Origin of the sequence: Streptomyces sp. NPDC057445 (assembly GCF_042802855.1) — a bacterium.
Taxonomy (GTDB): Bacteria; Actinomycetota; Actinomycetes; order Streptomycetales; family Streptomycetaceae; genus Streptomyces.
In genome coordinates, this window is the sequence record NZ_JBHVDH010000003.1 from 71,785 (window position 1) to 96,020 (window position 24,236).

General features: G+C 69.5%; 20 protein-coding genes. 4 read left to right on the plus strand and 16 right to left on the minus strand.

Features of this window, described 5'->3' with window-relative positions; genetic code table 11:
- The first annotated feature begins 10 nt into the window (after positions 1 to 10).
- Positions 11 to 850, plus strand: a complete 840-nt coding sequence (locus ACFU5O_RS08280) for a tetratricopeptide repeat protein (protein WP_384237940.1) — start codon at positions 11 to 13, stop codon at positions 848 to 850.
- Positions 851 to 1,063: 213 nt separating this feature from the next.
- Here the strand turns inward: ACFU5O_RS08280 and ACFU5O_RS08285 are convergent, their stop codons facing one another.
- The 4 genes from ACFU5O_RS08285 to ACFU5O_RS08300 all read right to left on the minus strand — a co-directional run bounded on the left by ACFU5O_RS08285 (position 1,064) and on the right by ACFU5O_RS08300 (position 4,956).
- Positions 1,064 to 3,145 carry a hypothetical protein gene (locus tag ACFU5O_RS08285; RefSeq protein WP_384237942.1) on the minus strand — a complete coding sequence of 694 codons (2,082 nt, stop codon included), beginning with the start codon at positions 3,143 to 3,145 and terminating at the stop codon, positions 1,064 to 1,066.
- A 196-nt stretch (positions 3,146 to 3,341) separates the two neighbouring features.
- Positions 3,342 to 3,722, minus strand: coding sequence for a DUF6113 family protein (locus ACFU5O_RS08290; protein ID WP_384237944.1), 381 nt, complete (start codon positions 3,720 to 3,722; stop codon positions 3,342 to 3,344).
- Positions 3,719 to 4,612, minus strand: coding sequence for an N-acetyl-1-D-myo-inositol-2-amino-2-deoxy-alpha-D-glucopyranoside deacetylase (mshB, locus tag ACFU5O_RS08295; protein WP_384237947.1), 894 nt, complete (start codon positions 4,610 to 4,612; stop codon positions 3,719 to 3,721). Before mshB ends, ACFU5O_RS08290 begins: the two co-directional genes overlap by 4 nt.
- Before the next feature lie 149 nt (positions 4,613 to 4,761).
- A complete protein-coding gene (locus tag ACFU5O_RS08300) occupies positions 4,762 to 4,956 on the minus strand; it encodes a hypothetical protein (RefSeq protein WP_384237949.1) in 195 nt (64 codons plus the stop codon).
- Positions 4,957 to 5,112: 156 nt separating this feature from the next.
- Here ACFU5O_RS08300 and ACFU5O_RS08305 point away from each other — a divergent pair, with 156 nt between their 5' ends.
- Positions 5,113 to 7,290 carry a prolyl oligopeptidase family serine peptidase gene (locus ACFU5O_RS08305; protein WP_384237951.1) on the plus strand — a complete coding sequence of 726 codons (2,178 nt, stop codon included), beginning with the start codon at positions 5,113 to 5,115 and terminating at the stop codon, positions 7,288 to 7,290.
- A gap of 211 nt (positions 7,291 to 7,501) precedes the next feature.
- On the opposite strand, the gene ACFU5O_RS08310 is transcribed toward ACFU5O_RS08305, so the two are convergent.
- Positions 7,502 to 8,230, minus strand: coding sequence for a siderophore-interacting protein (locus tag ACFU5O_RS08310; protein WP_384237953.1), 729 nt, complete (start codon positions 8,228 to 8,230; stop codon positions 7,502 to 7,504).
- A 61-nt stretch (positions 8,231 to 8,291) separates the two neighbouring features.
- On the opposite strand from ACFU5O_RS08310, the gene ACFU5O_RS08315 reads away from it, so the two are divergent.
- Together ACFU5O_RS08315 and ACFU5O_RS08320 are read left to right on the plus strand one after the other, a co-directional pair.
- Positions 8,292 to 10,379: a penicillin acylase family protein gene (locus tag ACFU5O_RS08315; protein ID WP_384237955.1), complete on the plus strand. Its 2,088-nt coding sequence runs from the start codon at positions 8,292 to 8,294 to the stop codon at positions 10,377 to 10,379.
- On the plus strand, positions 10,369 to 10,980 hold the full coding sequence (locus tag ACFU5O_RS08320) for a GNAT family N-acetyltransferase (RefSeq protein WP_384237957.1): 612 nt from the start codon (positions 10,369 to 10,371) through the stop codon (positions 10,978 to 10,980). Before ACFU5O_RS08315 ends, ACFU5O_RS08320 begins: the two co-directional genes overlap by 11 nt.
- Here the strand turns inward: ACFU5O_RS08320 and ACFU5O_RS08325 are convergent.
- The 11 genes from ACFU5O_RS08325 to ACFU5O_RS08375 form a co-directional block, all read right to left on the minus strand.
- Positions 10,977 to 12,164 carry an ABC transporter ATP-binding protein gene (locus ACFU5O_RS08325; RefSeq protein ID WP_384237960.1) on the minus strand — a complete coding sequence of 396 codons (1,188 nt, stop codon included), beginning with the start codon at positions 12,162 to 12,164 and terminating at the stop codon, positions 10,977 to 10,979. The genes ACFU5O_RS08320 and ACFU5O_RS08325 overlap by 4 nt on opposite strands.
- Complete coding sequence (locus ACFU5O_RS08330) at positions 12,157 to 13,131, minus strand: ABC transporter ATP-binding protein (protein ID WP_384237962.1); 975 nt, start codon at positions 13,129 to 13,131, stop codon at positions 12,157 to 12,159. Before ACFU5O_RS08330 ends, ACFU5O_RS08325 begins: the two co-directional genes overlap by 8 nt.
- Before the next feature lie 16 nt (positions 13,132 to 13,147).
- A complete protein-coding gene (locus ACFU5O_RS08335) occupies positions 13,148 to 14,128 on the minus strand; it encodes an ABC transporter permease (protein WP_384237964.1) in 981 nt (326 codons plus the stop codon).
- Positions 14,121 to 15,044 (minus strand): ABC transporter permease, encoded by a 924-nt coding sequence (locus ACFU5O_RS08340; protein ID WP_384237967.1) that lies wholly within the window; start codon positions 15,042 to 15,044, stop codon positions 14,121 to 14,123. Before ACFU5O_RS08340 ends, ACFU5O_RS08335 begins: the two co-directional genes overlap by 8 nt.
- A 50-nt stretch (positions 15,045 to 15,094) precedes the next feature.
- Positions 15,095 to 16,723 (minus strand): ABC transporter substrate-binding protein, encoded by a 1,629-nt coding sequence (locus ACFU5O_RS08345; RefSeq protein WP_384237970.1) that lies wholly within the window; start codon positions 16,721 to 16,723, stop codon positions 15,095 to 15,097.
- A gap of 133 nt (positions 16,724 to 16,856) precedes the next feature.
- Positions 16,857 to 17,819 carry a GNAT family N-acetyltransferase gene (locus ACFU5O_RS08350; RefSeq protein ID WP_384237973.1) on the minus strand — a complete coding sequence of 321 codons (963 nt, stop codon included), beginning with the start codon at positions 17,817 to 17,819 and terminating at the stop codon, positions 16,857 to 16,859.
- A gap of 150 nt (positions 17,820 to 17,969) precedes the next feature.
- On the minus strand, positions 17,970 to 19,118 hold the full coding sequence (locus ACFU5O_RS08355) for an ABC transporter ATP-binding protein (RefSeq protein WP_384237976.1): 1,149 nt from the start codon (positions 19,116 to 19,118) through the stop codon (positions 17,970 to 17,972).
- Entirely contained in the window at positions 19,111 to 20,169 is a 1,059-nt protein-coding gene (locus ACFU5O_RS08360) for an ABC transporter ATP-binding protein (protein ID WP_384237979.1), read from the minus strand. Before ACFU5O_RS08360 ends, ACFU5O_RS08355 begins: the two co-directional genes overlap by 8 nt.
- An 11-nt stretch (positions 20,170 to 20,180) precedes the next feature.
- Entirely contained in the window at positions 20,181 to 21,143 is a 963-nt protein-coding gene (locus ACFU5O_RS08365; protein WP_384237982.1) for an ABC transporter permease, read from the minus strand.
- On the minus strand, positions 21,136 to 22,065 hold the full coding sequence (locus tag ACFU5O_RS08370) for an ABC transporter permease (RefSeq protein WP_384237985.1): 930 nt from the start codon (positions 22,063 to 22,065) through the stop codon (positions 21,136 to 21,138). The genes ACFU5O_RS08365 and ACFU5O_RS08370 overlap by 8 nt, the downstream gene beginning before the upstream one ends.
- Positions 22,066 to 22,191: 126 nt before the next feature.
- On the minus strand, positions 22,192 to 23,808 hold the full coding sequence (locus ACFU5O_RS08375) for an ABC transporter substrate-binding protein (RefSeq protein WP_384237987.1): 1,617 nt from the start codon (positions 23,806 to 23,808) through the stop codon (positions 22,192 to 22,194).
- Positions 23,809 to 24,236 lie beyond the last annotated feature (428 nt).

Below are 24,236 nucleotides of genomic sequence, written 5' to 3' on the forward strand. Positions count from 1 at the left end.
CGAGACGCATATGCACCCGCCACAGCACGGGGACACTCACTGGCGCCGCCGTTTCGCCGAGGAGGCCCGCTCCGAGCGGCCCGACCTCACGACCCTGTGCCTGCTCGTGGGCGCGGAGGCGGATCCCGCGCTGGACGAGGCGGGGCTGGACGCCGCGCAGATCGAGCTGGACCGGCTCGCCGGCCTGCTGCCGTACGGACTCGCCGGGCCGGAGTCCTGGATGGCGGCCCTGGGCGCCCTCCTCGGCGAGCGCTGCGGCTTCCACGGCACGCCGGGCTGCTACCAGCGTCTGGAGTCCTCTCTCCTCCACGAGGTCCTGCGGCGCCGCCGGGGCCTGCCCATCCTGCTCTCGGTCGTCTGGCTCGAGGTCGCGCGCCGCGCCGGCGCGCCCGTGTACGGAGTCGCCCTCCCCGGTCACTTCGTCGTCGGCATCGGTGACCCTGCCAGGCCCGTCCTCGCGGACCCTTTCGCGGGCGGCCGCCTCCTCACCGGAGCCGACGCGGAGCTCCTCGTCGTGGGCGCGACGGGCGAATCCCTGGACCCCTCGATGCTGGTCCCGGCCGGCCCCCTGGAGATCGTCCTGCGCATCCTCAACAACGTCCGCGCCTGGTCCGCGGCCCGCCCCGAACGCACGGATGTCGCCCTCTGGGCCGTCGAACTTTCCCTCCTCCTCCCCGCCCACCCGGCCCGCCTCCGCTTCGAGCGCGCCCAGCTCCTCGTCCAGCGTGGCGACTTCCTCGCGGGCGCGGCGGAGATGGACGCGTACGCGGACATCGTCTCGGCGGTCGAGCCCGCGACGGCGGCGTCGATCAGAAGGCGGGCGCATGCGGCGAGGTCGATGCTGAACTGAGCGCGGGGGAAAGGCACCTTGATCGGTATGGCTTTCCCATGACGGTCCGTTCGCATACGCGTGCTGCGAATCGCTGCACGGACCGGATTCAGAGGCGAGGCTGTCGGGCGGTTCTCCAAGGACCCCTGGACACGAGCTCCAGGGGTCCTGAGACCACGGCCAGGGCTGCCCCGGGGCCAGGGGTGAAGACCCGGCGCCCTTGGAGGAGCCGTCTCAGCCCTGAGGGTCGAGCTGGATCTCCGCCGTGCGCTCCGCGGGCGTCTTGCCGCGGAGCGCCGGGCCCATGGCCTGGGCGACGTCGGCGGCAGAGAGCGGGTGCTGCTTGCCGTCGCCCTTGGTGATCGTGAGGCCGTCGAACACGCCGTCCAGGAGCTCCTCGATCGCCGGCCTGTTGTAGACCTCGACGAGGCGGCCGTCGACGGCCCGCATCGAGAGGATCTTCGGCAGGGAGCGCGCGGGGCCGAACTGGATCTGCTTGTCGCCCGCCTTGATGGTGACCAGGCCGGACATCGCGGGCTCTGCGAACTCCTTCATCGCCCGGTTCAGTTCGGCCTGGGTGATGGTGGGCTCGCGGGTTCCGACGGGCAGCTCGACCAGGTTGGCCCGGCCCGTCTCGACCATGGCGCGGTAGGCGTCCCTCACCGAGATCATCGACTTCTGGACATCGAGCGACATGCCCGCCTTGCCGGGCACCGCGACCACCTTGCCCGGCTCGAACCTGATCGTGCCCTCGGCGGCGGAACCGGAGGAGCCGGCCAGGTCGGTGAGCGCCACCTGGAGCTTCTCCTCGTCGACCGGGATGACCGGCTGGGCGACCCGCTCGCCGCCGAAGAGGGAGCCGATCACGGAGACCGGGTTGTAGTCGCTGCCCGCGGCGGCGCGGACGGTCGCCTGGCTGTCCAGGGTGAGGCCCGCCTTCTCCGGGGTGAGCTGCTCCTTCTTGCTGCCCACCGAGAGCTGGAGGGGGGCGGCAGCGCGCTTGCCCAGCGCCGCGTCGAGCTTGGCGACCGCGTCCTCCTTGGTGCCGCCGCCGATGTCGACGCCCAGGACCGTGGTGCCCTTGGGGACTTCGGAGTGGTTCATCAGCAGCCCGGCGCCGTACGCGACGACGAGCAGGCCGAAGGCGCCCGCACCGGCGAGAACCAGCTTGGACCGGCCCTTCTTGGCCGGCCGGGACGACGACTGCGCGGCCGGAGGCGGCGTCGGGCCGGGCGCGGTGTGGGCCGGGGCGGCCGGTCCCGGGAAGTCCGGCGAGGAGAAGTCCGTGCCGGGGCCGGTGGGCGGCCAGGGGCTCTCGTTCGGGCCCGCCGCGGGGCCCGACGGGCCCGAGGGCGCGAACGGCGAGCGGTGCTGCGGCGGGACGACCGGGATGCCGCTGGTCAGCGTGTCGCCCGAGACATTGGCGCCGGGCACGGAGGGGCTCGGCGCGGACCGACCAGGTACGGACTGCCCCGGGACGTAGGGCCCCTGCGCGGAGGATCCGGGCACGGTCGGTTCCGGCCCGGATGCGGGGCTCTGCGGAGTCAGTACGGCCGTGTCGTCGCTCATCCTGGGCGCCCCGGCACCCCCGCCCCCCGGCGCGAACGGGGACGTGCCGGTGACCGGACCCGTCGTGGGGCCCGACGGGGCCACGGGGCCGGGCGCACCCTGCGGCCGCAGCCCGGGCACAGGCGTGGACGGACCGGCCGCCGGATTGTCCGCATCGGCCGCGAGGTCGCTCAGCGAGCCTCCGGGACGCTGGGCGGCACCGGGCCCGTTCGGCCCGGCCGGAACCTCCGGAGCAGCCGGAGCGGCGGCCTGGGGCGGGACCGGGGCCTTGCGTGGCGCGAACCAGTCGCTCGTCTTCTCCTCGGCCGGCTTCTCCGCAGCCCTGTCCACCGCGGTCGAGGCGTCCTCGCTCGGACGCACCGGGGCTTCCGGGGCCTGCGCGGCCGCCTGGGGGCGCGGCGTACTGCCCGTACGCTCACCGGCCCGCTCGGCCTTGCCCTCGCCCTTCGCGCCGGCGGCGCCGCTCACCTTCCGCGCGTCCACGTCGCTCATGGGCGTACGCATGACGACAGGAGGGATCGGCCGCGAACCGGGGATGTTGATCCGGATGCGGGTGGTCAGCGTCGTCTCGGTCCTGGGCTCGTCCGGCTGCGCGGGGGACGCGGGCTCGGCTCTCTCGTCCGGAGCGTCCTGCGTCGGGTGCAGCGACGGATACTGGCGGGATCCGTACGGCGGTGTCCCCGACGGGTACGCGGCTCCGCCATGCCCCTGGGGGCCGGACGACGAACTGTCAGTTTCACGACTCAAAGCAGGTTCTCCCGGTTGGCTCCGCCGCCCGTTCTTACTGGTACCACTGCTTCGGGCGGCTCGGCGGCGCGCACCACCATACTGGCCGCCGCCCAATCGCACGCGGCGACTGCGGGAAGCGGCGTTCCGCATCCGCCCCCCGGCGCCTGGTCATTTCGGCCTGAGACGGGACACGTCACGTGCCGAATCGGCCTGTTCATCCGCCTGGTTGCGGCGATCGCGGCATAGTGGCGCACATCACAGCCACCGCCATGCCGCCCAGCAGGAAGACGATCTCACCGACTCCGCCTGCGAAGAGGCCGTCGCCCTCCGGCCGTCCGGCACTGAGCAGCAGCACCGCCACGATCCAGCCGGCGGCCGGGGCGAGCACGCCCAGCTGGGTACCGGTGGCACGCGTGCCGCCGTAGAACAGCCCCGCGGACCCGAGCAGCGCCAGTACCAACCCGGCCGGGAACCACGCGGCTTGGACCAGCGAACCCGCGGTCCCCACCACGAAGCCGACGACGAGAAGGCCGAGATATCCGGCGATCCGTCCGGGTTTCGGGCGCCGGGTCGCCCAGGCTCCGGTCTCGGTCATCGGGCCACTCCCTCGAACAGGTCGCGTTCGCGCTCACCGGCAGGTGCGCCGGATTCGCCACGCGCCAACTGGTAGTACTCCGTGGTGAACACCGGCTGGCCGAGATCGTTGGAGAGTGCGAAGAAAGGCCCGTCCACCACGATCTGGGTGGCGTGGGCGCTCATCGCGGCCGCCTTCCGGGCCGCGTACGCGCGGCCGTCGACCTCGGCGGTGATCTCGGAATCGTCCACGACACCGGGAATGTCACCGATGTCCGCGATCCCGGGGAATGCCCGGGACCCGGCGTCGGCGCGCAGCCGGGCGAAGCCTTCTTCTGCGACCGACCGCGGCACCCGGTTCCAGTAGATCTTGGCGATCGAGTGCGGGCTGCCGAGGTCGTGCCGGAAGGCCGGATCCGCGGCGAGTTCGGCGGCCCTCATGGCGACGCGGTGCGCCTGGATGTGGTCGGGGTGGCCGTAGCCGCCGTCGGGGTCGTAGGTGACGAGGACCTGTGGCCGTACGGAACGGATCACCTCGACGAGGAAGGGCGCCGCCTCGTCGACCTCGGTGTTCCAGAAGGCACCGGGGCGGCGGTTCTGGGGCAGGCCCATCATCCCGGAATCGCGGAAGCGGCCGGGACCGCCGAGGAAGCGGTGGTCGCCGACGCCCAGCTCGGCCATGGCGGTGGCCAGTTCGCCGATCCGGTACGGGCCGAGGCTGTCCTTCTTGTCGGCGGTCAGATGCCCCAGTCCGGGCGGGATGACCTCGCCCTCCTCACCCAGGGTGCACGTCACCAGCGTGACGTGGGCACCCTCGGCGGCGTACCGCGCCATGGTGGCGCCATTGTTGATCGACTCGTCGTCGGGGTGCGCGTGCACCAGAAGCAGACGACGGGCTGCGAGGTCCGTCATGCCCACAGCCTACGAGGCCCCCGGCCGGGGGAAGCGAGCCCGGCCGGTTCTGCCGGGCGACGCCTGAACCCACGCCCGCCGATCCGCGGCTCACGCCACCGGGCTCGGGATGCCGAGGCCCGGAACGTCCTGGCGCCGGGCCGGCCGGTCTAGAACTTGAGCCCGCCGATCATGCCCGCCACATTCGTGGTCAGCTCGCTGATCGTGGGGGCGACCGAGGAACTGGCCAGGTAGAACCCGAGCAGCATGCAGACAGCCGCGTGCCCGGCCTTCAGACCTGATTTCTTGACCAGCAGAAAGACGATGATCGCCAGCAGCACCACCGCCGAAATCGAGAGTGCCACGGCGGTTCACCTCCATAGATATTCGGTCGGTAACAGGCAGCACGCATGTGCCGGAGGAGTCATACCCACCTGGCGCTAGGGATCATAACTATCCGCACCCATGCATCGATCGGTGCACGGCAGCACGCGGGGGCGCACGGCACTAGATTCGGCCATATGACCTCGAGGCAGCAGCAATCCATCCCGCTCTCGTTCCCTCGCCAGTACGCCAGGACGCAGCGCTTCAGCCTTGGCGCACCGCGCGCGTTCACGGTCTCGCCGGACGGCTCCCGGGTGGTGTTCCTCCGCTCCCCCTCCGGGACGGAACGCGCCCACGGGCTCTGGGTGCTGGACCTCGAGGGGGACGTACGTGAGCGCGTCGTCGCGGATCCGGAAGCGCTGCTGGGCGGAGAGGCCGAGGAGTTGCCTGCCGAGGAAAGGGCCCGGCGCGAGCGCAGCCGCGAGGGCTCCGGCGGCATCGTCGGCTACGCCGTGGACGAGGAGGCGGAGTTGGCGGCGTTCACCCTGTCGGGACGCCTGTTCACCGCCGAGCTGCGGGCGGGGACGGCGCGTGAACTGCCCGCTGCGGGTCCGGTGCTCGATCCCCGGCCCTCCCCTGACGGGCGGTTCGTGGCCTACGCGGCGCAGGGTGCCCTGCGGGTGATCGGCGCGGAGGGGGACGGGGACCGCGCGCTGGCCGAGCCGGAGGACGCGTGGACTGCGTACGGCGTCGCGGAGTTCCTGGCGGCCGAGGAGATGGGGCGCACGCGCGGGTTCTGGTGGGGGCCGGACAGCGACCGGCTGCTGGTGGCGCGCGTCGACGAGTCCCCCGTGCGGCGCTGGTGGATCGCGGACCCGGCGCATCCGGACCGGGAGCCGGCTCAGGTCGCCTATCCGGCGGCCGGGTCGGCCAACGCGGACGTGCGGCTGTATCTGGTCGGGCTGGACGGGGCGCGGACCGAGGTCGTCTGGGACCGGGAGCGCTGTCCGTATCTCGCCCGCGTGCACTGGTCGCCGTCGGGGGACCCGCTGTTGCTCGTGCAGGAGCGGGACCAGCGCGCCGCACTTCATCTCGCGGTGGACACCGGCACGGGTGCGACGCGCACCGTGCACGTGGAAGAGGACCCCGCCTGGGTCGAGCTGCCGGCCGGGGCGCCCGCCTGGACCCCGGACGGGCGGCTGGTGAACATCGCCGACGAGGGAGGGGCGCGGGTGCTGACGGTGGGCGGCCGGCCGCTGACCGGGGCGCGGTTGCACGTGCGGGCGGTGCTGGACGTCGGTGAATCGGACGTCCTGGTCTCGGCGTCGGCAGGTGAGGAGGCGGCGGAGCCGGAGACCGGTGAGATCCATGTGTACCGGGTCGACGAGCTGGGGGTGCAGCGGGTCTCGGAAGGCGTAGGGGTCCACTCGGCGGTGCGTTCCGGTGCGGTGGCGGTGCTCGCCTCTGCTCGGCCGGAAGTGAGCGGTTCACAGGTGCGGGTGCTACGGGAAGGGAAGCCGCTCGCCGTGATCGCCTCGCATGCGGAGCAGCCGGTCCTGTCTCCCCGCGTGCACCTCACCGAAGGGGGCGCACGACGGATTCCATGCGCCGTGCTGCTTCCCTCCGGCCACCGGGAGTCGGACCGTCCCCTTCCGGTGCTGCTGGATCCGTACGGCGGGCCGCACGGCCAGCGTGTGGTCGCCGCACACAACTCGCATCTCACCTCACAGTGGTTCGCCGACCAGGGCTTCGCGGTGGTCGTCGCGGACGGCCGCGGCACCCCGGGCCGCTCCCCCGCATGGGAGAAGGCCGTCAAGGAGGATCTGGCGCTCGCGCTGGACGACCAGGTCGAGGCGCTGCAGGCGCTCGCGGGTCGCTACCCGCTGGATCTCGGCCGGGTGGCGATCCGCGGCTGGTCGTTCGGCGGGTACCTGGCCGCGCTGGCGGTGCTGCGCCGGCCCGATGTGTTCCACGCGGCGGTGGCGGGCGCACCGGTCGGTGACTGGCGGCTGTACGACACGCACTACACGGAGCGCTATCTGGGCAGGCCGCAGGAGCGTCCCGGGGTGTACGCCACGAACTCCCTCGTCACGGACGACGGGCTCAGCGAGCCGGCGGAGCAGGCGCGGCCGTTGATGATCATCCATGGCCTCTCGGACGACAATGTGGTGGTGGCACACAGCCTTCGGCTGTCGTCGGCGCTGCTGGCCGCGGGCCGCTCTCACGAGGTGCTGCCGCTCAGTGGAGTCACCCATATGACGCCACAGGAGCAGGTCGCCGAGAACCTGTTGCTGCTTCAGGTGGAGTTCCTCAAGCGTTCCTTGGGACTGAGCCCGGATGCCGTCGACCGTGGCGGACACGGCGGACAGGGCTGACCGGTCGCACCGGTGTGCCGTGAGCCGTGACCTCGAAGGCGACCGGCCGGGGCGACATGGTGCGTCGTCCCGACCGGTCTACGGCACCCGCACGGCCGTACGAAGTTCAGCGTGACGCGTTCGTATATCGGTGCCGCGTCGATGAAGTTGCCTGGGCGTTAACGAGATTGACGGGCATTTGCCGTCATTCGCACGCGGTCACGCACACGGATCACACCGTGCGCCAGTAGCCGAGGGCGTTCACCCGCTCCTTGGGGACGGCGAGTTCCTTGCGTATGCGGGACGTGAGCGTGCGGGTGGTCGCGGCATCGCAGGCGATCCAGAAGAACGCCTTCGCCGGGTCGTCGCCGAGCAGGCCCGGCAGCGCGGCCCGTACCTCCTCGGCCAGATGTGCCCCGGCGTCACGGCGGGGGACCCGGCGCAGCTCGTGGTGGTCCGCCCGGGCCCGGACCGGGAGCCCGGCGTCGGACTCGTGAGGGGTCTCGAACCAGATGGTGGCCGGAGTGCCGGGCATGGCGTCGAGGAGCGAGTTGACGGCGGGCAGCGAGGCCGGGTCACCGATCACGAACAGCCGCGAGGGCAGCGGATCGGGCACGGTGAAGCCGGTGCCCTGCACGGTCGCCTCGATGGTGTCGCCGGGCCGGGCCCTCCGCGCCCAGTCGCTCGCGCACCCCTCGTGCAGGGCGAACTCCAGGCTGAAGGTGCCGGCCACCGGATCGGGGTCCACCAGGGTGTAGGCGCGCTGGTGCGGCTTGCCCGCGTTCTCGAACCAGAGCCGCACCCACATCGTCGGATGAACTCCGGTCGCCCGGAGCATGCCGCCGTCGGTGAGATGCACCCGCCGGTACCGATCGGTGACCTGCTCCGCTCCGGTCACCGTGCATGCGAAGTCCTTGCCCCGCATGAGTTTGAGGACGACGCCCTCCCAGCCGTGCCCCACCGTGTTCTCCCCCCGTCGGTCCAGCTAGAGTTAGGGCAGCCTAACCTAAAGGAGGGGTGGTGTGAGGACCGAGGTCTTCCGGGACGCGTGGGGCATCCCACATCTGCGAGCGGGCAGCGCGAACGAACTCGCCTACGCCCAGGGACACAACGCGGCCGTGGACCGCGCCTGGCAGCTGGAGGTCGAGCGGCACCGGGCTCAGGGCACCACGGCCGCGTTCCTCGGCGCGGAGGCCGTCGCCTGGGACACGTTCGCCCGGCAGGCGAGGCTCGACGACACCGCACGGCGCTGCTACGAAGCCCTCGACCCCGGGACGCGCGACTGGGTCGACGCGTACGTCGACGGGGTCCGCGCAGGCCTGGCGGAAGGCGCCTCTGCGGCCCCCGAGTTCACCGAGGCCGGGCTGACTCCGGGGTCATGGAATCCCTGGACCCCGCTCGCGATCTGGCTCTCCACGCACATCCTCTTCGCCGGTTTCCCCGCCAAGCTGTGGCGCGAGGAGGTCGCGCGACGGCTCGGCGATGAGGCGATCGGGCTCTTCGCCATGGACGGCCCCGGCACCGCGGGCTCCAACGGCTGGCTCGTCTCGCCCGAGCGCACCCGCACCGGCGCCCCGATCATCGCGGGCGACCCGCACCGCTTCATCGAGGACCCCGGGGTCTATCAGCAGGTCCATCTGGTCTGTCCCGAGTACGACGTCGTCGGACTCGCCTTCCCCGGAGTCCCCGGTGTCGCCCACTTCGCCCACACCGGCACCGTCGCCTGGGCGATCACCAACGCCATGGCCGACTACCAGGACCTCTACCGGGAGCGGCTGCGACGCACGGACGCCGGCATCGAGGCCCTCGGGCCCGACGGATGGCACCCGGCCGCGCACCACACCGAGACCGTCGAGGTGGCGGGCGGCGCACCGGTCACCGTCGAGGTGACAGAGACCGAGCGGGGCCCGGTCGTCATCGGCGACGCCCCGGACGGCGAGGACACCGTCGAGGCCATCAGCCTGCGCTGTCTTCCTCGCGTCACCGCCGACCTGGGATTCGCGGCGATCGCCGAGCTGCTCAGGGCGCGGAGCGTCGCGGACGTGGACCGGGCGTTCGGGCGCTGGGTCGAGCCCGTGAATGTCGTACAGGCCGCCGACACCGCCGGCGGACTGCTGCACCGGACCGCCGGGCAGGTGCCGTTGCGGCACCGCGACAACCGGCTGCGGGTCGTTCCCGCTTGGGAGCGCGGGCACGAGTGGCAGGGCCTGCACGAGCCGATGCCGCGCGCCGACGTCGACGACTTCGCGGTCATGGCGAACGAGCGCGTGCTCGCCGGGCCCCTCGGCGTGGAGTTCGCGCCCCCGCACCGTGCGGACCGCATCGCGGAGTTGCTGCGGGAGTCGAAGGGCTGGACCGCCCCCGACATGGCTGCCGTACACATGGACACCCGTCTGGCGTCCGCCGGCCCGCTCCTGGAGCTGATCGCCGGTCTTGACGGGCTCACCCCGGACGCCGCCGGGCTGCGGGAGCGGCTGCTGGGCTGGAACCGGCGGATGGACGCCGACAGCACGGTCGCCGCAGAGTACGCCGGGGTACGGCACGCGGTGGTCCGGCGGCTCGCCGCCCACCCCGAACTGGCCTGCCTCGCCGGGCCGCTGCCGTACCCCGCGGTCTTCCAGCCGTGGCTCACCCTCGTCGTGAAGGTCGGCTACGCGCTGGAGGGGCTGCTCGCGACCACGCTGCTGCCGGGCATCGACCGGGCCGACGTGGTCCGCGATGCCCTCGAGGACGTCGCCGCGGAGTACGCCGGGAATCCGACGCGGATCACGTGGGGCGAGCGGCACCGGCTCGCGCCCTGGCAGGCGCTGCCCCTCACCGACGAGGAGTGGCCCGGCATGGCCGGCGACCACGACTGCGTCCTGGCCACGTCCAGCGTTCCCGGCCTCACCGATCACGGCGCACGCGGGCCCGCCGCCCGCTACGTCTGGGATCTCGCCCGGCGCGAGGACAGCCTCTGGGTCGTCCCGCTGGGCGCCCGCGGCATCCCGGGCGACGCCCACCACCGCGACCAGCTTCCGTTGTGGCTGCGCGGCGAACTCGTACCCGTCATCACCGACTTCGACCGGCTCACCCCCGAGCACCGCACCAAGGAGAGACATGACCACTGACCGCCCCGCCGGCCGCCCGGCTCTGTACGAGCAGACCCTTGACGGCATCGGGACGGTACGGGTCACCTCCCTCGACCCCGCGCGCGACGCCGATGTCATCCACTCCTGGGTCACCGACGAGCGCGCCCGCTTCTGGGGCATGCGCGAGACCACGCGCGACGAGGTGCGGGAGATCTACGAGCACCTCGACTCGCTGACCACGCACCACGGCTTCATGATCCACGCCGGCGACCGGCCCGTCATGCTCTTCCAGACATACGAGCCCGAGGCCGACCGCATCAGCGAGTGCTACGACGTCGAGCCCGGCGACCTGGGGATCCACCTCATGGTCGGGCCCGCCCACGGCGCGCCGCGGCCGGGTTTCACCGCGGCCATGCTGTCCGTCCTCGTCGGTTTCGTGCTCTCGGACCCGAACGTGCGCAGGATCGTCGCCGAGCCGGACATCCGCAACGAGAAGGCGGTCGACCGCCTGGCCCGCACGGGCTTCGAGCTCGGCCCCGAGATCGTCCTGCCCGAGATCGATCTCCCCGAGGTGTTCCTCCCGGAGAAGAAGGCTCGGCTGGTCATCCTCCACCGCGACAAGGCCGCAGCTCTGGCCTAGGGCCTCTCGTTCGGATCCTGCCGGGCTCGCGGGCCCTGGCGCCGCTCACCGATCCGGCCAGAACCGAACGAAAGACCCTGGGCGGAGGGCTCGGCGGGACTTGCGTGCCCGCCGAGCTCCCCCTCCCTGGGCACTACATGCTTCTCCTCGGCGAAGTGACAGGCCGAGTCGTGCTTCGCGGGCCCTTCGGTCAGCCGGAAGACCGCCGGGACCGCCAGCTCCGGAACCTCGAGCGCACACCGCTCCTGCGCCTTCCAGCAGCGCGTACGGAAGCGGCATCCGGAGGGGATGTCCGTGGGTGACGGCACGTCCCCGGAGAGGATGATCCTCTCCCGGTGCTCACGGGCCTCGGGGTCCGGCACCGGGACCGCCGACAGCAGCGCCTGGGTGTACGGGTGGGTCGGATGCTCGTAGATCTCCGCGTCCTTGCCGATCTCCACGATCCGGCCCAGATACATCACGCCCACCCGGTCCGCGATATGACGGACGATCGACAGGTCATGGGCGATGAACACATAACTGAGGCGGAACTCGTCCTGGAGCCTCTCCATCAGATTGATGACCTGCGCCTGTACGGAGACGTCGAGTGCCGACACGGGCTCGTCCGCCACGATGATCTCCGGCCGCAGCGCGAGCCCGCGGGCGATGCCGATGCGCTGACGCTGGCCGCCGGAGAACTGGTGCGGATAGCGGTTGATGTACTCGGGGTTGAGCCCGACGACGTCGAGCAGCTCCTGCACCCTGCGGCGCCGGTCGCCCTTCGGGGCCACCTCGGGATGGATCTCGTACGGTTCTCCGACGATGTCACCGACCGTCATACGCGGGTTCAGCGAGGTGTACGGGTCCTGGAACACCATCTGGATGTTGCGCCGCACCGCCCTGAGCGCGCGTCCGGAGAGCTTCGTGATGTCCTCGCCCCGGTAGCGGATCCGTCCGGCCGTCGGCCGCTCCAGATTGACCAGCATCCTCGCGAGCGTGGACTTGCCGCAGCCGGACTCACCGACGATGCCCAGGGTCTCGCCCCGGAAGAGGTCGAGGTCGACTCCGTCGACCGCCCTGACCGCCCCCACCTGCTTCTTGAAGAGAACGCCCCGGGTGAGCGGATAGTGCTTGTGCAGCCCGCGCACCTCGATGATCGGCTCGCCCGGCGCGCTCGGCCGGACCCGCCCGGTCGGCTCAGCCACGGAGGCACTCCCTCCAGAAGAAGCAGGCGCTTCCGCGGTCCCGGCTCACGTCGAACAGCTCGGGTTCATCGGTCCTGCACACGTCCCTGGCCATCGGGCAACGCGGGTGGAAGGCGCAGCCGGGCGGGATGTCCATCAGGTTCGGCGGCAGGCCCTTGATCGCGTACAGCTCCTGGCCCTTCTGGTCCAGGCGGGGGATCGAGTCGAGCAGACCCCGGGTGTACGGATGGGCCGGCGCCTTGTAGATGTCGTGGACGGGCGCGGACTCCACGATCCGTCCCGCGTACATCACCGCGATCCGGTCGGCGACGTCGGCGACGACGCCGAGGTCATGGGTGATCAGGACGAGCCCCATGCCGAGCTCCCGCCGTAGCTCGGCGAGCAGATCCATGACCTGGGCCTGCACGGTGACGTCGAGGGCGGTCGTCGGCTCGTCGGCGATGATCAGGTCCGGCTCGAGTGCCAGCGCCATGGCGATCATGATGCGCTGACGCATACCGCCGCTGAACTGGTGCGGGTACTGCCCGACGCGCTCCTTGGCGGCGGGAATCCGTACCCGGTCCATGAGCTCGACCGCCCGGGTCCGTGCGTCCTTCCTCGACATGCCGCGGTGCACGGTGAACATCTCACCGAGCTGGTCGCCGACGGTCAGGACCGGGTTGAGCGAGGAGAGCGCGTCCTGGAAGATCATCGCCATTCCGTTGCCCCGGATCCTCCGCCGCTCTTCCTCCTTCAGTTTCAGCAGGTCCCTGCCCTGGAAAAGGATCTCGCCGCCGGTGATCCGGCCCGGCGGGATGTCGAGGATGCCCATGACGGCCTGCGCGGTGACCGACTTCCCCGAACCGGACTCACCGAGCACGGCGAGCGTCTCGCCCGCGTCCACCGAGTACGTGACGCCGTTGACGGCCTTGGCCACACCGTCCCTGGTCCGGAACTCCACCTGCAGGTCGCGCACTTCGAGCAGCATCGCGTCCACCGCCTCCTCAGCGCAGTTTGGGGTCGAGGGCGTCGCGCACCGCGTCGCCGAGCATGATGAACGCGAGCACGGTGACGGCGAGTGCTCCGGCCGGCCAGAGCATCATGTGCGGGGCGTTGCGGATGTACGGGGACGCGGCGGAGATCTCGATGCCCCAGGAGATGGCGGGCGGCCGAAGCCCGACGCCGAGGTACGAGAGGGTCGCCTCGAGCGCGACGTACGTACCGAGCGCGATGGTCGCCACGACGATGACCGGGGCGACCGCGTTGGGCGCGATGTGCCGCAGCAGCAGCCGTGCGTGCGAAGCGCCGAGGGCTCGCGCGGCCTGCACATAGTCGTTCTGTTTGGCGGTGATCACCGAGCCGCGGGCGATGCGGGAGATCTGCGGCCAGCCGAGCAGCACCATGAATCCGACCACCGGCCAGACGGTGTCGCTCGTGACGACGGACAGCAGCACCAGACCGCCGAGGACGACCGGGATGGCGAAGAAGATGTCCGTGAGCCGGGAAAGCAGCGAGTCGGGGGCTCCGCCGAAGTAGCCGGCGACACCGCCGAGGACGGCCCCGAGGAGCGCGACCCCGACCGTCGCGCAGACACCGACGGTCACCGAGGTGCGGGCCCCGTGGACGACCCTGGTGTAGACGTCGCAGCCCTGGCCGTCGAAGCCGAAGGGATACCCCGGCTGGGATCCCTGCTGGGCCTTGGCGAGATCGCAGTCGAGCGGATTGCCGGAGGCGATCAGCGAGGGCCAGATCGAGATGATCACCAGGAAGAGGATGACCAGGGCGGAGACGATGAAGACGGGGTTGCGGCGCAGATCTCGCCAGGCGTCGGACCAGAGGCTGCGGGGTCTGCCGGAGGGGCCGGTTCCTGGCGGGCCACCGGGCGCCCTCTCCAGAGCCGCACCCTCGCTCGCCGCAAGGTCCATCCCACCGCCCGCGCCCGTCGAGGCGATCGCTCCCCCGTCGTCGTACTGCGGCTCAGGCATAGCGGATCCTCGGGTCGAGTACGCCGTACAGAAGGTCGACGAGCAGGTTCACCACCAGGAACACCAGCACCAGGACGGTCACGAAGCCGACGACGGTCTGGGTGTTCTGGCGGAGGATGCCCTGGTACAGCTGGTAGCCGACGCCGTGGATGTTGAAGATCCGCTCGGTGACGATGGCGCCGCCCATCAGGGCTCCGATGTCCGCCCCGATGAAGGTCACCACCGGGATCAGCGAGTTGCGCAGCAGATGGCGGCCGATCACCCGGCGGCGCGGCAGACCCTTGGCGATCGCCGTACGGACGTAGTCGGCGCGTTTGTTCTCTGCGATGGAGGTCCTGGTGAGCCGGGTGACATAGGCGAGGGAGACGGAGGCGAGGACCAGGCCCGGGACGATCAGTTCGCCGAGCGGGGCCTCTGACGAGACGGAGGGCCTGATCCAGCCCATTTCGACGCCGAGCAGCAGCTGGAGCAGCAGACCGGTGACGAACGTGGGGACGGAGATGACCACCAGCGTGAGGAGCAGCACACCGGTGTCGACGGGCCGGCCGCGGCGCAGTCCGGTGACGACTCCCAGGGTGATGCCGATGACGATCTCGAAGAAGATCGCGACGAGCGTGAGCCGGATGGTGACCGGGAAGGCCGTGGCCATCAGCTCGGTGACGGGCTGTCCGTTGAACGCCGTACCGAAATCCCCGGTGAACACGTTGCCCATGTACGTCAGGTATTGCTGCCAGACCGGCTTGTCGAGGCCGAACTCCTTGCGCAGCTGGGCGGCGGTCGCGGGATCGCATTCGCGCTCGCCGCAGAGGCCCGCGATGGGGTCGCCCATCACGTTCACCATCAGGAAGATCAGCAGCGTGGCGCCGATGAAGACGGGGATCATCTGCAGCAGACGCCGGATCACATAGCGTCCCATGACGGGCTCCTGAGGGTGCGGATCGGACGAACAGGGCTGGCGGACAGCCGTCAGCCGACCTTGATCTCGTTGTAGACGGGGACGCTGAACTGGTTCAGCGAGACATCGCTGATCCGGTCCGAGTAGCCGGCGCTGCCGTTCTGGTACCAGAGCGGGATCGCGGCCATCTGGTCCCGTACGACTCCCTCGGCCTGCTTGAACGTGTCGACCGCCTTCGCCGGATCGGTCTCGGCATTGGCCTCGTCGACGAGCCGGTCGAACTCCTCGTTGCTCCATTTGCCGTCGTTCGAGGAGGCGTTGGTGTAGTAGAGCGGCTGGAGGAAGTTCTGGATGAGCGGGTAGTCCATCTGCCAGCCGGCCCGGAAGGGGCCGGTGATCTTGCGCTGGGTGATCTGGTTGCGGAAGTCGGCGAAGGTGCCGACCGGGCTGCCGACGCAGGCGTGGTTGTTGCCGAGCGCGTTGTTGATGGAGTTGCAGACGGCGTCGATCCACTCCTTGTGGGAGCCGGTATCCGCGTTGTACGTGATCTTCAGCCCGCCGCGGGGGATGCCACCGCCCTCTTTGATCAGCTTCCTCGCCTCCGCGGGGTTGTAGGCGCAGGCGTCACCGCAGAGCGAGTCGTCGTATCCGCCGTCGGGGCCGAGGACCGGCGAGGTCCAGTCCTTCGCGGGCGTGCGGGTGTTCCGGAAGATCGTTTCGGTGATCTGCGGGCGGTTGATCGCCATGGACAGCCCCTGCCTGACCTTCTCCAGGCCCGGTCTGTTCCAGGCCGGGTCGTAGTAGGGGAAGGCGATCGTCTGGATGATGCCGGCGGGGGTGTTGATGTACCGGTCGCCGAGGTCGGCCTTCACGTTCTTGAGCTGGGCCGCCGGGACGTCGTCCACGAGGTCGAGGTTTCCCGCCGTCAGATCCGTGTAGGCGGTGTTGTTGTCCGTGTAGACCTTGAGATCGATGCCGCCGTTCTGTGCCTTGTCGTCGCCGGGGTACTGGTCCCAGCGGCGCAGGGACATCTGGGAGCCCCTCACATAGGAGTCGACCTTGTACGGGCCGTTGCCGACGGGGGTGGCCAGCCAGGCGTCGTGGTCGGTGAAGAAGGCCTTGGGCAGCGGGGCGAACGCGGCGTAGCCCAGGGTCTCCGGCCAGGTGGAGAACTTCTGGGTGAGCTTGACCGTGAAGGTCCTGGGGCCCGTGATCTTGAGGCCCGACATGGTCGGAGCGGTGGGCCGGCCCGACTCGGGGTGGACCTGGTCGTATCCCTCGATGTAGCCGAAGAAATAGGCGTTCCGCTGGTTGTTCCCGAGGTGGGCGCCGTAGTTCCAGGCGTCGACGAAGGACTGTGCGGTGACGGGCTCGCCGTTGGAGAAGGTCCAGCCGTCCTTGACGGTGATGGTGAAGTTGGTGGAGTCGCTGGTGTCGATCTTCTCGGCGAGCATGTCCTGCGCCTCGCCGGTCTTGGGGTCGTAGCGCTTGAGACCTCGGAACACCATGTCGAGGACCTTGCCGCCCTGGACCTCGTTGGTGTTCGCCGGCTCGAGGGGGTTCTGCGGGTCCCCCCAGGAGGAGCTCACGATGCCGTCGGCCCCGCTGCCGCCGCTGTCGCTCCCGCCGCCGCAGGCCGTCGCCGCGAACGCGACGGCGGCCGCGGCGACGGCCCACTTGGCGTGGGTGGCTCCGCGCATGGAGTGCCTCCTCGGATCCGTGGGGATACAAGTAGACCTCAATATCACCGCAAAACCTGACATAACGCGCGGCAGTGATGCTCCGGGAGCCGTGTACCGAAGGTGTCGGCGAGCAGGGCATCCGCAAGCGGGCTCAGCGAGCGCGGGGGACCAGAGGCACCGTCAGCTCCCATGTGTCGGCGGCGAAGTAGACCGACATCCCGCTCCGCTCGTACAGCCGCAGAGCCCCCGTGGTGTTTCCGGTGTCGACCGCGAGTCCCACCGTGGTGCGGCCCCGGCGGGCGAACTCGGCGAAGGCCTGCCGCAGCAGCAGCCCGCCCAGGCCCCGTCCGCGGGCGGCGCGCCGTACGCCGAGGGCGCGCACCCAGCCCATGTTCGCCCGGTCGTCGCGGGCCAGGATCGCCGCCGCGTCCCCGAGGCCGTCGACATGGGCGATCCAGACGAGGGACCAGTCGATGGGGGTGCTCTCCTCCAGCCGTCCCCGCCATTCCTCGTACGACCGCGCCCGGTGGTCGTAGTGGTCGGCGAAGGCCTCCTCCATGAGCGCGTGGACGAGGCGGCGCTCGTCCTCCGTACGGCAGGCACGGAAGGTCACACCGTCGGGAAGCCCGGGCGCGGTGAGCGTCGCGTCGACCTCGCGCGTCAGGACGTTGTACCGCCGTACGGGCCGCCAGCCGCGGGAGCGCACCAGGCCGGTGTCCACGCTGGTGGCCGAGGACAGGCCCAGATGGACCACGGCGCGGGACGCCCCGGTGGCCGCGGCGAGCTCGGCGGCCCTGCCCTCCATCGTGGTGAGGAGCGCGGCCGTCGCGGCGCTCCGCCCCGGCAACGCGTACAGATCCGCGTCGATCCGTTCCGTCCCGTGGGCCACGGCGTCCACGGGCTCGCCGGAGTCACGCCAGACCATGCCGAGGGCGACGGGCCCGTCCTCCTCCTCGACCAGCCAGACATCCGTACGGGCGAGATCGGCCTCGACGGTGTGGAGGTCGGTCTCCGGATGTCCGATCTCGATCGTGTCGATGGCGTTGAGCAGCCGGTGCACGGCCGGGGCGTCGGCGGGAGCGGCGGGCCGCATGGCGGTGTCGGTGGCGTCCATGAGGGCACCTTGGCGTGAGGGACGGGCGTGCGGCAACGCCTTATCGGCGAGGCGCCGCCTGCCCCGGAGTCGGTGAAAACGCGAGGCGCCCGGAACCTCAGGGGTTCCGGGCGCCTCACGGTGTACGGGCCGAATGCCGCACCGCGCGGGCTACACCGCGTGGACGACGTCCTTCTCCTCGGCGAAGTGGCACGCCGACTCGTGCGCCGCCGGGGTGTCCTGCCCGGCGAACCGCTCCGGGACCGCGAGCAGCGGGACCTCGGTCGCGCACTTGTCCTCCGCCTTCCAGCAGCGGGTGCGGAACCGGCAGCCGGACGGCGGGTTCGCCGGGGACGGGACGTCACCGGTGAGGATGATCCGCTCGCGGCCCTCACGGGCCTCCGGGTCGGGGACCGGGACCGCCGACAGCAACGCCTGGGTGTAGGGGTGCGTCGGGTGGTCGTAGATCTGGATGTCCGTACCGATCTCGGCCATCTTGCCGAGGTACATCACGCCGACACGGTCGGAGATGTGACGGACGATCGACAGGTCATGGGCGATGAAGATGTAGGAGAGGTTGAACTCGTCCTGCAGCTTCTCCATCAGGTTGATGACCTGCGCCTGCACGGAGACGTCGAGCGCCGAGACCGGCTCGTCGCAGATGATGATCTCCGGGTTGAGGGCGAGACCGCGGGCGATGCCGATGCGCTGGCGCTGACCGCCGGAGAACTGGTGCGGGTACCGGTTGATGTACTCCGGGTTCAGACCGACGACGTCCAGCAGCTCCTGCACCTTGCGGCGCCGGTCACCCTTCGGGGCCACCTCCGGGTGGATGTCGAAGGGCTCGCCGATGATGTCGCCGACCGTCATACGCGGGTTCAGCGAGGTGTACGGGTCCTGGAACACCATCTGGATGTTCCGGCGGACCGCCTTCAGCGCACGCCCGGACAGCCTGGTGATGTCCTGGCCCTTGTAGAAGACCTCGCCGGCCGTCGCCGTCTCCAGCGACATCAGGAGCTTGGCGACCGTGGACTTGCCACAGCCGGACTCGCCCACGATGCCGAGCGTCTCGCCCTGGTAGAGGTCGAAGGAGATCCCGTCCACGGCCTTGACCGCGCCGACCTGCTTCTTGAAGAGGATGCCCTGGGTCAGCGGGAAGTGCTTGACCAGATTGCGCACCTGGAGGATCGGCTCACCGCGGTCGACCGGGGCTTCGATCGCTGCGACGGCCTCCGCCTCGCTGGCGGCGTCGACAGTCTCGACCTCGGTGACGTTCGGGGTCGCGTCCACGGCGTCGTCCTTCTTGTCCAGCTCAGCCATGGATCGTCTCCTTCCAGAAGTGGCACGCGCTTCCGCGGCCGGGCAGCTCGGTGCCGTCCTGCTCGGTCACCGGGTGCAGGGCCGGGATGTCCGAACGGCAGATGTCGTCAGCCTTCGGGCAGCGCGGGTTGAACGCACAACCGGTCGGGATACGGGTCAGGTTGGGCGGCAGACCCTTGATCGCGTACAGCTCCTGGCCCTTCTGGTCCAGGCGCGGGATCGAGTCGAGCAGACCCCGGGTGTACGGGTGGGCCGGGCGCTTGTACAGCTCGTGGACCGGTGCGGTCTCGACGATCCGGCCCGCGTACATCACGGCGATCTTGTCCGCGACGTCGGCGACGACGCCGAGGTCGTGGGTGATCAGGATCAGACCCATGTTGTACTCGGACTGCAGTTCCGCCAGCAGGTCCATGACCTGGGCCTGGACGGTGACGTCGAGTGCCGTGGTGGGCTCGTCGGCGATGATCAGGTCCGGCTCCAGCGCCAGCGCCATGGCGATCATGATGCGCTGACGCATACCGCCGGAGAACTGGTGCGGGTAGTCGCTGACCCGGGCCGCGGCGGCCGGGATCTTCACCCGGTCCATCAGCTCGATGGCCTTGGCCTTGGCCTCCTTCTTGGAGAGGCCCTGGTGGACGCGGAACATCTCGCCCAGCTGGTAGCCCACGGAGAGCACCGGGTTCAGGGAGGACAGCGCGTCCTGGAAGATCATCGCGATCTTCGAGCCACGGATCCGGCGCCGCTCCTCGGCGGACATCTTGAGCATGTCCTCACCGCGGAAGAGCACTTCTCCCTTGGGGATACGACCGGGCGGCATGTCGAGGATGCCCATGATGGCCTGGGCGGTGACCGACTTTCCGGAACCGGACTCACCGAGAACGGCGAGCGTCTCGCCCGCGCTCACGGTGTAGTTGACGCCGTTCACGGCCTTGGCGACGCCGTCGCGGGTGTGGAACTCCACGTGCAGATCGCGGACTTCGAGCAGGGGACCTTCGTGGTCGCCCGAGTCCCGCGGAGCGGGGACGGGCGCAGACTTGTCGATGATGGTCACGTACGCCTCCCTCAGCGCAGCTTGGGGTCGAGGGCGTTGCGTACCGCATCGCCGAACATGAGGAACGACAGCACCGTGATCGAGACCATCACCGAAGGGATGATCAGGACGTACGGAGCGTTCCGGATCTGGGCGAAGCCGTCGGAGACGTCGATGCCCCAGGACACGGTCGGCTCAGCGAGACCGATACCGAGGAAGGACAGCGTGGCCTCAGCGCCGATGTACCCGCCGAGCGAGATCGTCGCGACGACGATCACCGGGGCGAGGGCGTTCGGCAGGATGTGCTTCAACATGATCCGGCTGGTGGACCCACCGAGCGCCTTGGCCGCCACGACGTAGTCGGCCTGCTTGACGGTGATCACCGCACCACGGGCGACACGGGTGATCTGCGTCCAGCCGAGGAAGGCGAGCGCGAGGATCACCGTCCACACCTCACGCTTCTCGAAGCTGGTGAGGATCACCATGGCGCCGAGCAGGAAGGGAACGCCGAAGAAGACATCGGTGAGCCGGGACAGCACGCTGTCCAGCCAGCCGCCGAAGTAGCCGGCGAGCATCCCCAGCACGCCACCGAAGACCGTGACGATGAACGTCACGACGACGCCGACGGTGATGGACGCACGGGCACCGTGGATGACACGGGAGTAGATGGACCGGCCCTGGATGTCGTAACCGAACCAGTCGGGGGCGAAGACGTGCCCCCAGTTCGGCTTCTGCAGGTAGTGGTTGACCAGGTCGCCGTCGCGCGGCGAGGCACTGGTGAACAGCCCGGGTGCGACCGCCATGACGAGCAGCAGGAGGATCATGGCCGAGGAGATGATGAACAGCGGGCTGCGGCGCAGGTCGTGCCATGCGTCGGACCACAGGCTCCGTGCGTTGCCCGGCGCCGGTCCGGCCTCGGCCACCAGGGCCGTGTCGGGGGCGGCGGCGGTGGTGATCGTGTCCGCGCTCTTCGCGGTCTCTGCGATCTCAGGCATAACGGATCCTCGGGTCCAGGACCGCGTAAAGCAGGTCGACGAGCAGGCTGCAGATGAGGTAGACGAGCACGATCAGCGTGACGACGCCGACGACCGTGGCTCCCTCGCGCCGCTTCAGCGCCTCGAAGATGAGGCTTCCGATGCCGTGGATGTTGAAGATGCCCTCGGTGACGACGGCGCCGGCCATGAGCGTGCCGAGGTCGGTGCCCAGGAAGGTGACCACCGGGATCATCGAGTTGCGCATCAGGTGGACACCGACGATGCGACGGCGCGGCAGCCCCTTGGCAACGGCCGTGCGCACATAGTCGGAGCGCAGGTTCTCGGCGATGGACGTGCGGGTCAGCCGGGCCACATAGGCGAGTGACAGCGCGGCGAGCACCGAGGCGGGCAGCAGCAGTTCGTTCCAGTTCTCGTCGAGCGACACGTTCGGGTCGACGATTCCGAGCTGGTACGCGAAGAGGTACTGGGACAGACGTCCGAGTACGAAGGACGGGACCGAGATCAGCAGCAGCGTGAGGATCAGCAGGCCACGGTCCCGGAGGGTGTCGGGCTTGAGGCCCGCGAGGACACCGAGAAGGATGCCCACCACGACGGTGAACGTGAAAGCGAAGACCGTCAGCTGGATGGTCACCGGGTAGGCCTCGCCGATGACCTCGGCGATCGGCCGCCCACTGGCGATCTGCGTCCCGAAGTCACCCTGGAACAGATTGCCCAGATAGGTCAGGTACTGCAGCCAAACGGGCTTGTCGAGGCCGTACTCGTGTCTCAGCGACGCGATCTGTGCCGGGTCGACGTTCTGTTCACCTGCCAGCGCACGCACGGGGTCACCGGGCAGTGCGTACATCATCAGAAAGATCAGCAGGGTTGACCCGATGAACACCGGGATCATCTGGAGCAGTCGTCGTGCGACGTAGCGCCCCATGGGTGCCTCCGTGAGGGGTTAGCAGTGGGCCGGGGGCCGTCGTGACAGACGACCCCCGGACCTCCGCCGCCGCCGGATGACCGACGGCGGCGGATTACGGCCGAGTGGGGATGGGCCCGCAGGCGCCTACTTGACGGTGACGCCGGTCAGCTCGAGGTCGCCGTGGAAGTCGACCGCGACGTTGTCGACGCGCTCACCGTGACCACCGTTGATGCGGTAGTACCAGAGCGGGATCGCCGGCATCTTCTCGAGCAGCTTCTTCTCGACGGCCTGGTAGGCCTTCACGGACTCGTCCAGCGAGGTCGCCTTGTCACCGGCGGCCATCAGCGCGTCGATCTCCTTGTCGGAGAAACGACCGTTGTTGGACTCGGCCTTGCTGTGGTACAGCTCCTTCAGGAAGTTGACGTTGACCGGGTAGTCGGCAACCCAACCACCGCGGTACATCGACTTCACCTGGTTGTTGTCGCGCGCCTCGAGGTCGGTCGCGAAGTCCGGCTTCGGGTCGCCGACACAGTCGACGCCGGTGGCCTTGCGGATGGACTCGCAGACCGCGGTCACCCACTCCTTGTGACCACCATCGGCGTTGTACTGGATGAACAGCTTGTTCTCGGGGACGCCGCCGCCCTCCTTGATGAGCTGCTTCGCCTTCGCCGCGTTGTACGTGAAGACGTCCGTGCCCAGGTCCTGGTTGCCCTTGACCTGCGGCGGCGTGAAGCTCGTCGCGGGGGTACGGGTGTTGTTCAGGACGGTCTTGGTGATCGTGTCACGGTCGATCGCCATGGACAGACCCTGGATGACCTTGGGGTTCACGTCCTTGAACGTCTTGCTGTAGAACGCCGGGACCAGCGACTGGATGGCCGCGTAGGGCTGCTCGATGGCACCCTCGCCCAGGTCCTGCTTGTACTTCGGCAGGTCCGTCGGGCCGACCTGGCGGATGATGTCCAGGTTGCCGGAGACGACGTCCTGGTACGCGGCCTCGAGGGTCGCGTAGTTCTTGAAGAGGATGCCCTTGTTCGCGGCCTTGTTCGGACCCTGGTAGTCAGGGTTGGCGGCGACCTGGATGAGCTTCTTGTGGGTCCACTTCTCGAACTTGTAGGGACCGTTGCCGACCGGCTTCTGGCCGAAAGCCTTCGGGTCGTCGTAGAAGACCTTGGGCAGCGGCGCGAAGGTCGCGTAGCCGAGCTTGTAGTTGAAGTACGGGACCTTGTCGGTCAGCGTGATCGTGAACGTGGTGTCGTCCACGACCTTCAGGCCGGACATCTTGTCGGCCTTCGGCTCACCCTTCTCGGGGTGCACGTCGGCGTAGCCGGCGATGTCACCGAACCAGAACGCGTTCTGCTGGTTGTTCTTGATGTTGGCGTACCAGTTCCAGGCGTCGACGTACGACTGCGCGGTAACGGCCTCACCGTTGTGGAACTTCCAGCCCTTCTTGAGCTTGACGGTCCACGTCTTCGAGTCCTTGGTGTCGACGGACTCGGCGTTCGTCAGGACAATCTCGCCCTTGGCGTCGAAGTCCAGCAGCTGGGTGAAGAGCGACTGGATGACGTAAGAGCCGTTGGTCTCGTTGGTGTCGGCAGGGATCAGCGGCTTCTGCGGCTCGCCGACGTCGATCGAGACATAGCCCTCGGGCTGGCCCGCCGGGTTCTTCTTGCCCTCGTCACCGCCACCACTGCCACAGGCAGTGGCCGCCAGGGCGACAACGATCGCACCGGCGACCCACTTGGCGCTCTTGGCACCGCGCATGGGTTCCTCCTCATGAGTCCACTAGTCACTACAAGAAGGGCACCGTTCTACGCGCGCTGACACCCCTGACAGCGTGCTTCGTCAAGTACCCCGAGTGTGCTCGTGAGTCGGCGCTCCCCACAGCGCGTGACCCATTGACCCGAGCTCAATGGAGCCAACTATTAAGGAGGCGAGGGCTGTAAACCACACTTAAAGGGTCTCGTTTTGACAACATCGACAGACCCGACCGGACCGAAATCCGGACAAAGCGATCACAGACAGACACCCGCGAAACGGACCGTTAACACATGTTCCGGAGAGCCACGTTCGATAAACGGACGTATAGGTCGGCTCGGAGGCCAAAATGAGTTGACGAAGGGCCCGGCTCCCCACAGTCTCTGCGGGAAGCCGGGCCCCTTCCGAATCAGCCGGCCGGAAGCCGGACCGGA

Excerpts from the sequence above, each read along its gene's own strand:
- ACFU5O_RS08280 (WP_384237940.1), top strand. The coding sequence starts at position 11 with ATGCACCCGCCACAGCACGGGGACACTCACTGGCGCCGCCGTTTCGCC.
- ACFU5O_RS08335 (WP_384237964.1), bottom strand. The coding sequence starts at position 14,128 with ATGCCTGAGCCGCAGTACGACGACGGGGGAGCGATCGCCTCGACGGGC.
- ACFU5O_RS08340 (WP_384237967.1), bottom strand. The coding sequence starts at position 15,044 with ATGGGACGCTATGTGATCCGGCGTCTGCTGCAGATGATCCCCGTCTTC.
- ACFU5O_RS08375 (WP_384237987.1), bottom strand. The coding sequence starts at position 23,808 with ATGCGCGGTGCCAAGAGCGCCAAGTGGGTCGCCGGTGCGATCGTTGTC.
- ACFU5O_RS08330 (WP_384237962.1), bottom strand. The coding sequence starts at position 13,131 with ATGCTGCTCGAAGTGCGCGACCTGCAGGTGGAGTTCCGGACCAGGGAC.
- ACFU5O_RS08355 (WP_384237976.1), bottom strand. The coding sequence starts at position 19,118 with ATGGCTGAGCTGGACAAGAAGGACGACGCCGTGGACGCGACCCCGAAC.
- ACFU5O_RS08345 (WP_384237970.1), bottom strand. The coding sequence starts at position 16,723 with ATGCGCGGAGCCACCCACGCCAAGTGGGCCGTCGCCGCGGCCGCCGTC.
- mshB (WP_384237947.1), bottom strand. The coding sequence starts at position 4,612 with ATGACGGACCTCGCAGCCCGTCGTCTGCTTCTGGTGCACGCGCACCCC.
- ACFU5O_RS08320 (WP_384237957.1), top strand. The coding sequence starts at position 10,369 with ATGACCACTGACCGCCCCGCCGGCCGCCCGGCTCTGTACGAGCAGACC.
- ACFU5O_RS08365 (WP_384237982.1), bottom strand. The coding sequence starts at position 21,143 with ATGCCTGAGATCGCAGAGACCGCGAAGAGCGCGGACACGATCACCACC.
- ACFU5O_RS08350 (WP_384237973.1), bottom strand. The coding sequence starts at position 17,819 with ATGGACGCCACCGACACCGCCATGCGGCCCGCCGCTCCCGCCGACGCC.
- ACFU5O_RS08370 (WP_384237985.1), bottom strand. The coding sequence starts at position 22,065 with ATGGGGCGCTACGTCGCACGACGACTGCTCCAGATGATCCCGGTGTTC.
- ACFU5O_RS08305 (WP_384237951.1), top strand. The coding sequence starts at position 5,113 with ATGACCTCGAGGCAGCAGCAATCCATCCCGCTCTCGTTCCCTCGCCAG.
- ACFU5O_RS08290 (WP_384237944.1), bottom strand. The coding sequence starts at position 3,722 with ATGACCGAGACCGGAGCCTGGGCGACCCGGCGCCCGAAACCCGGACGG.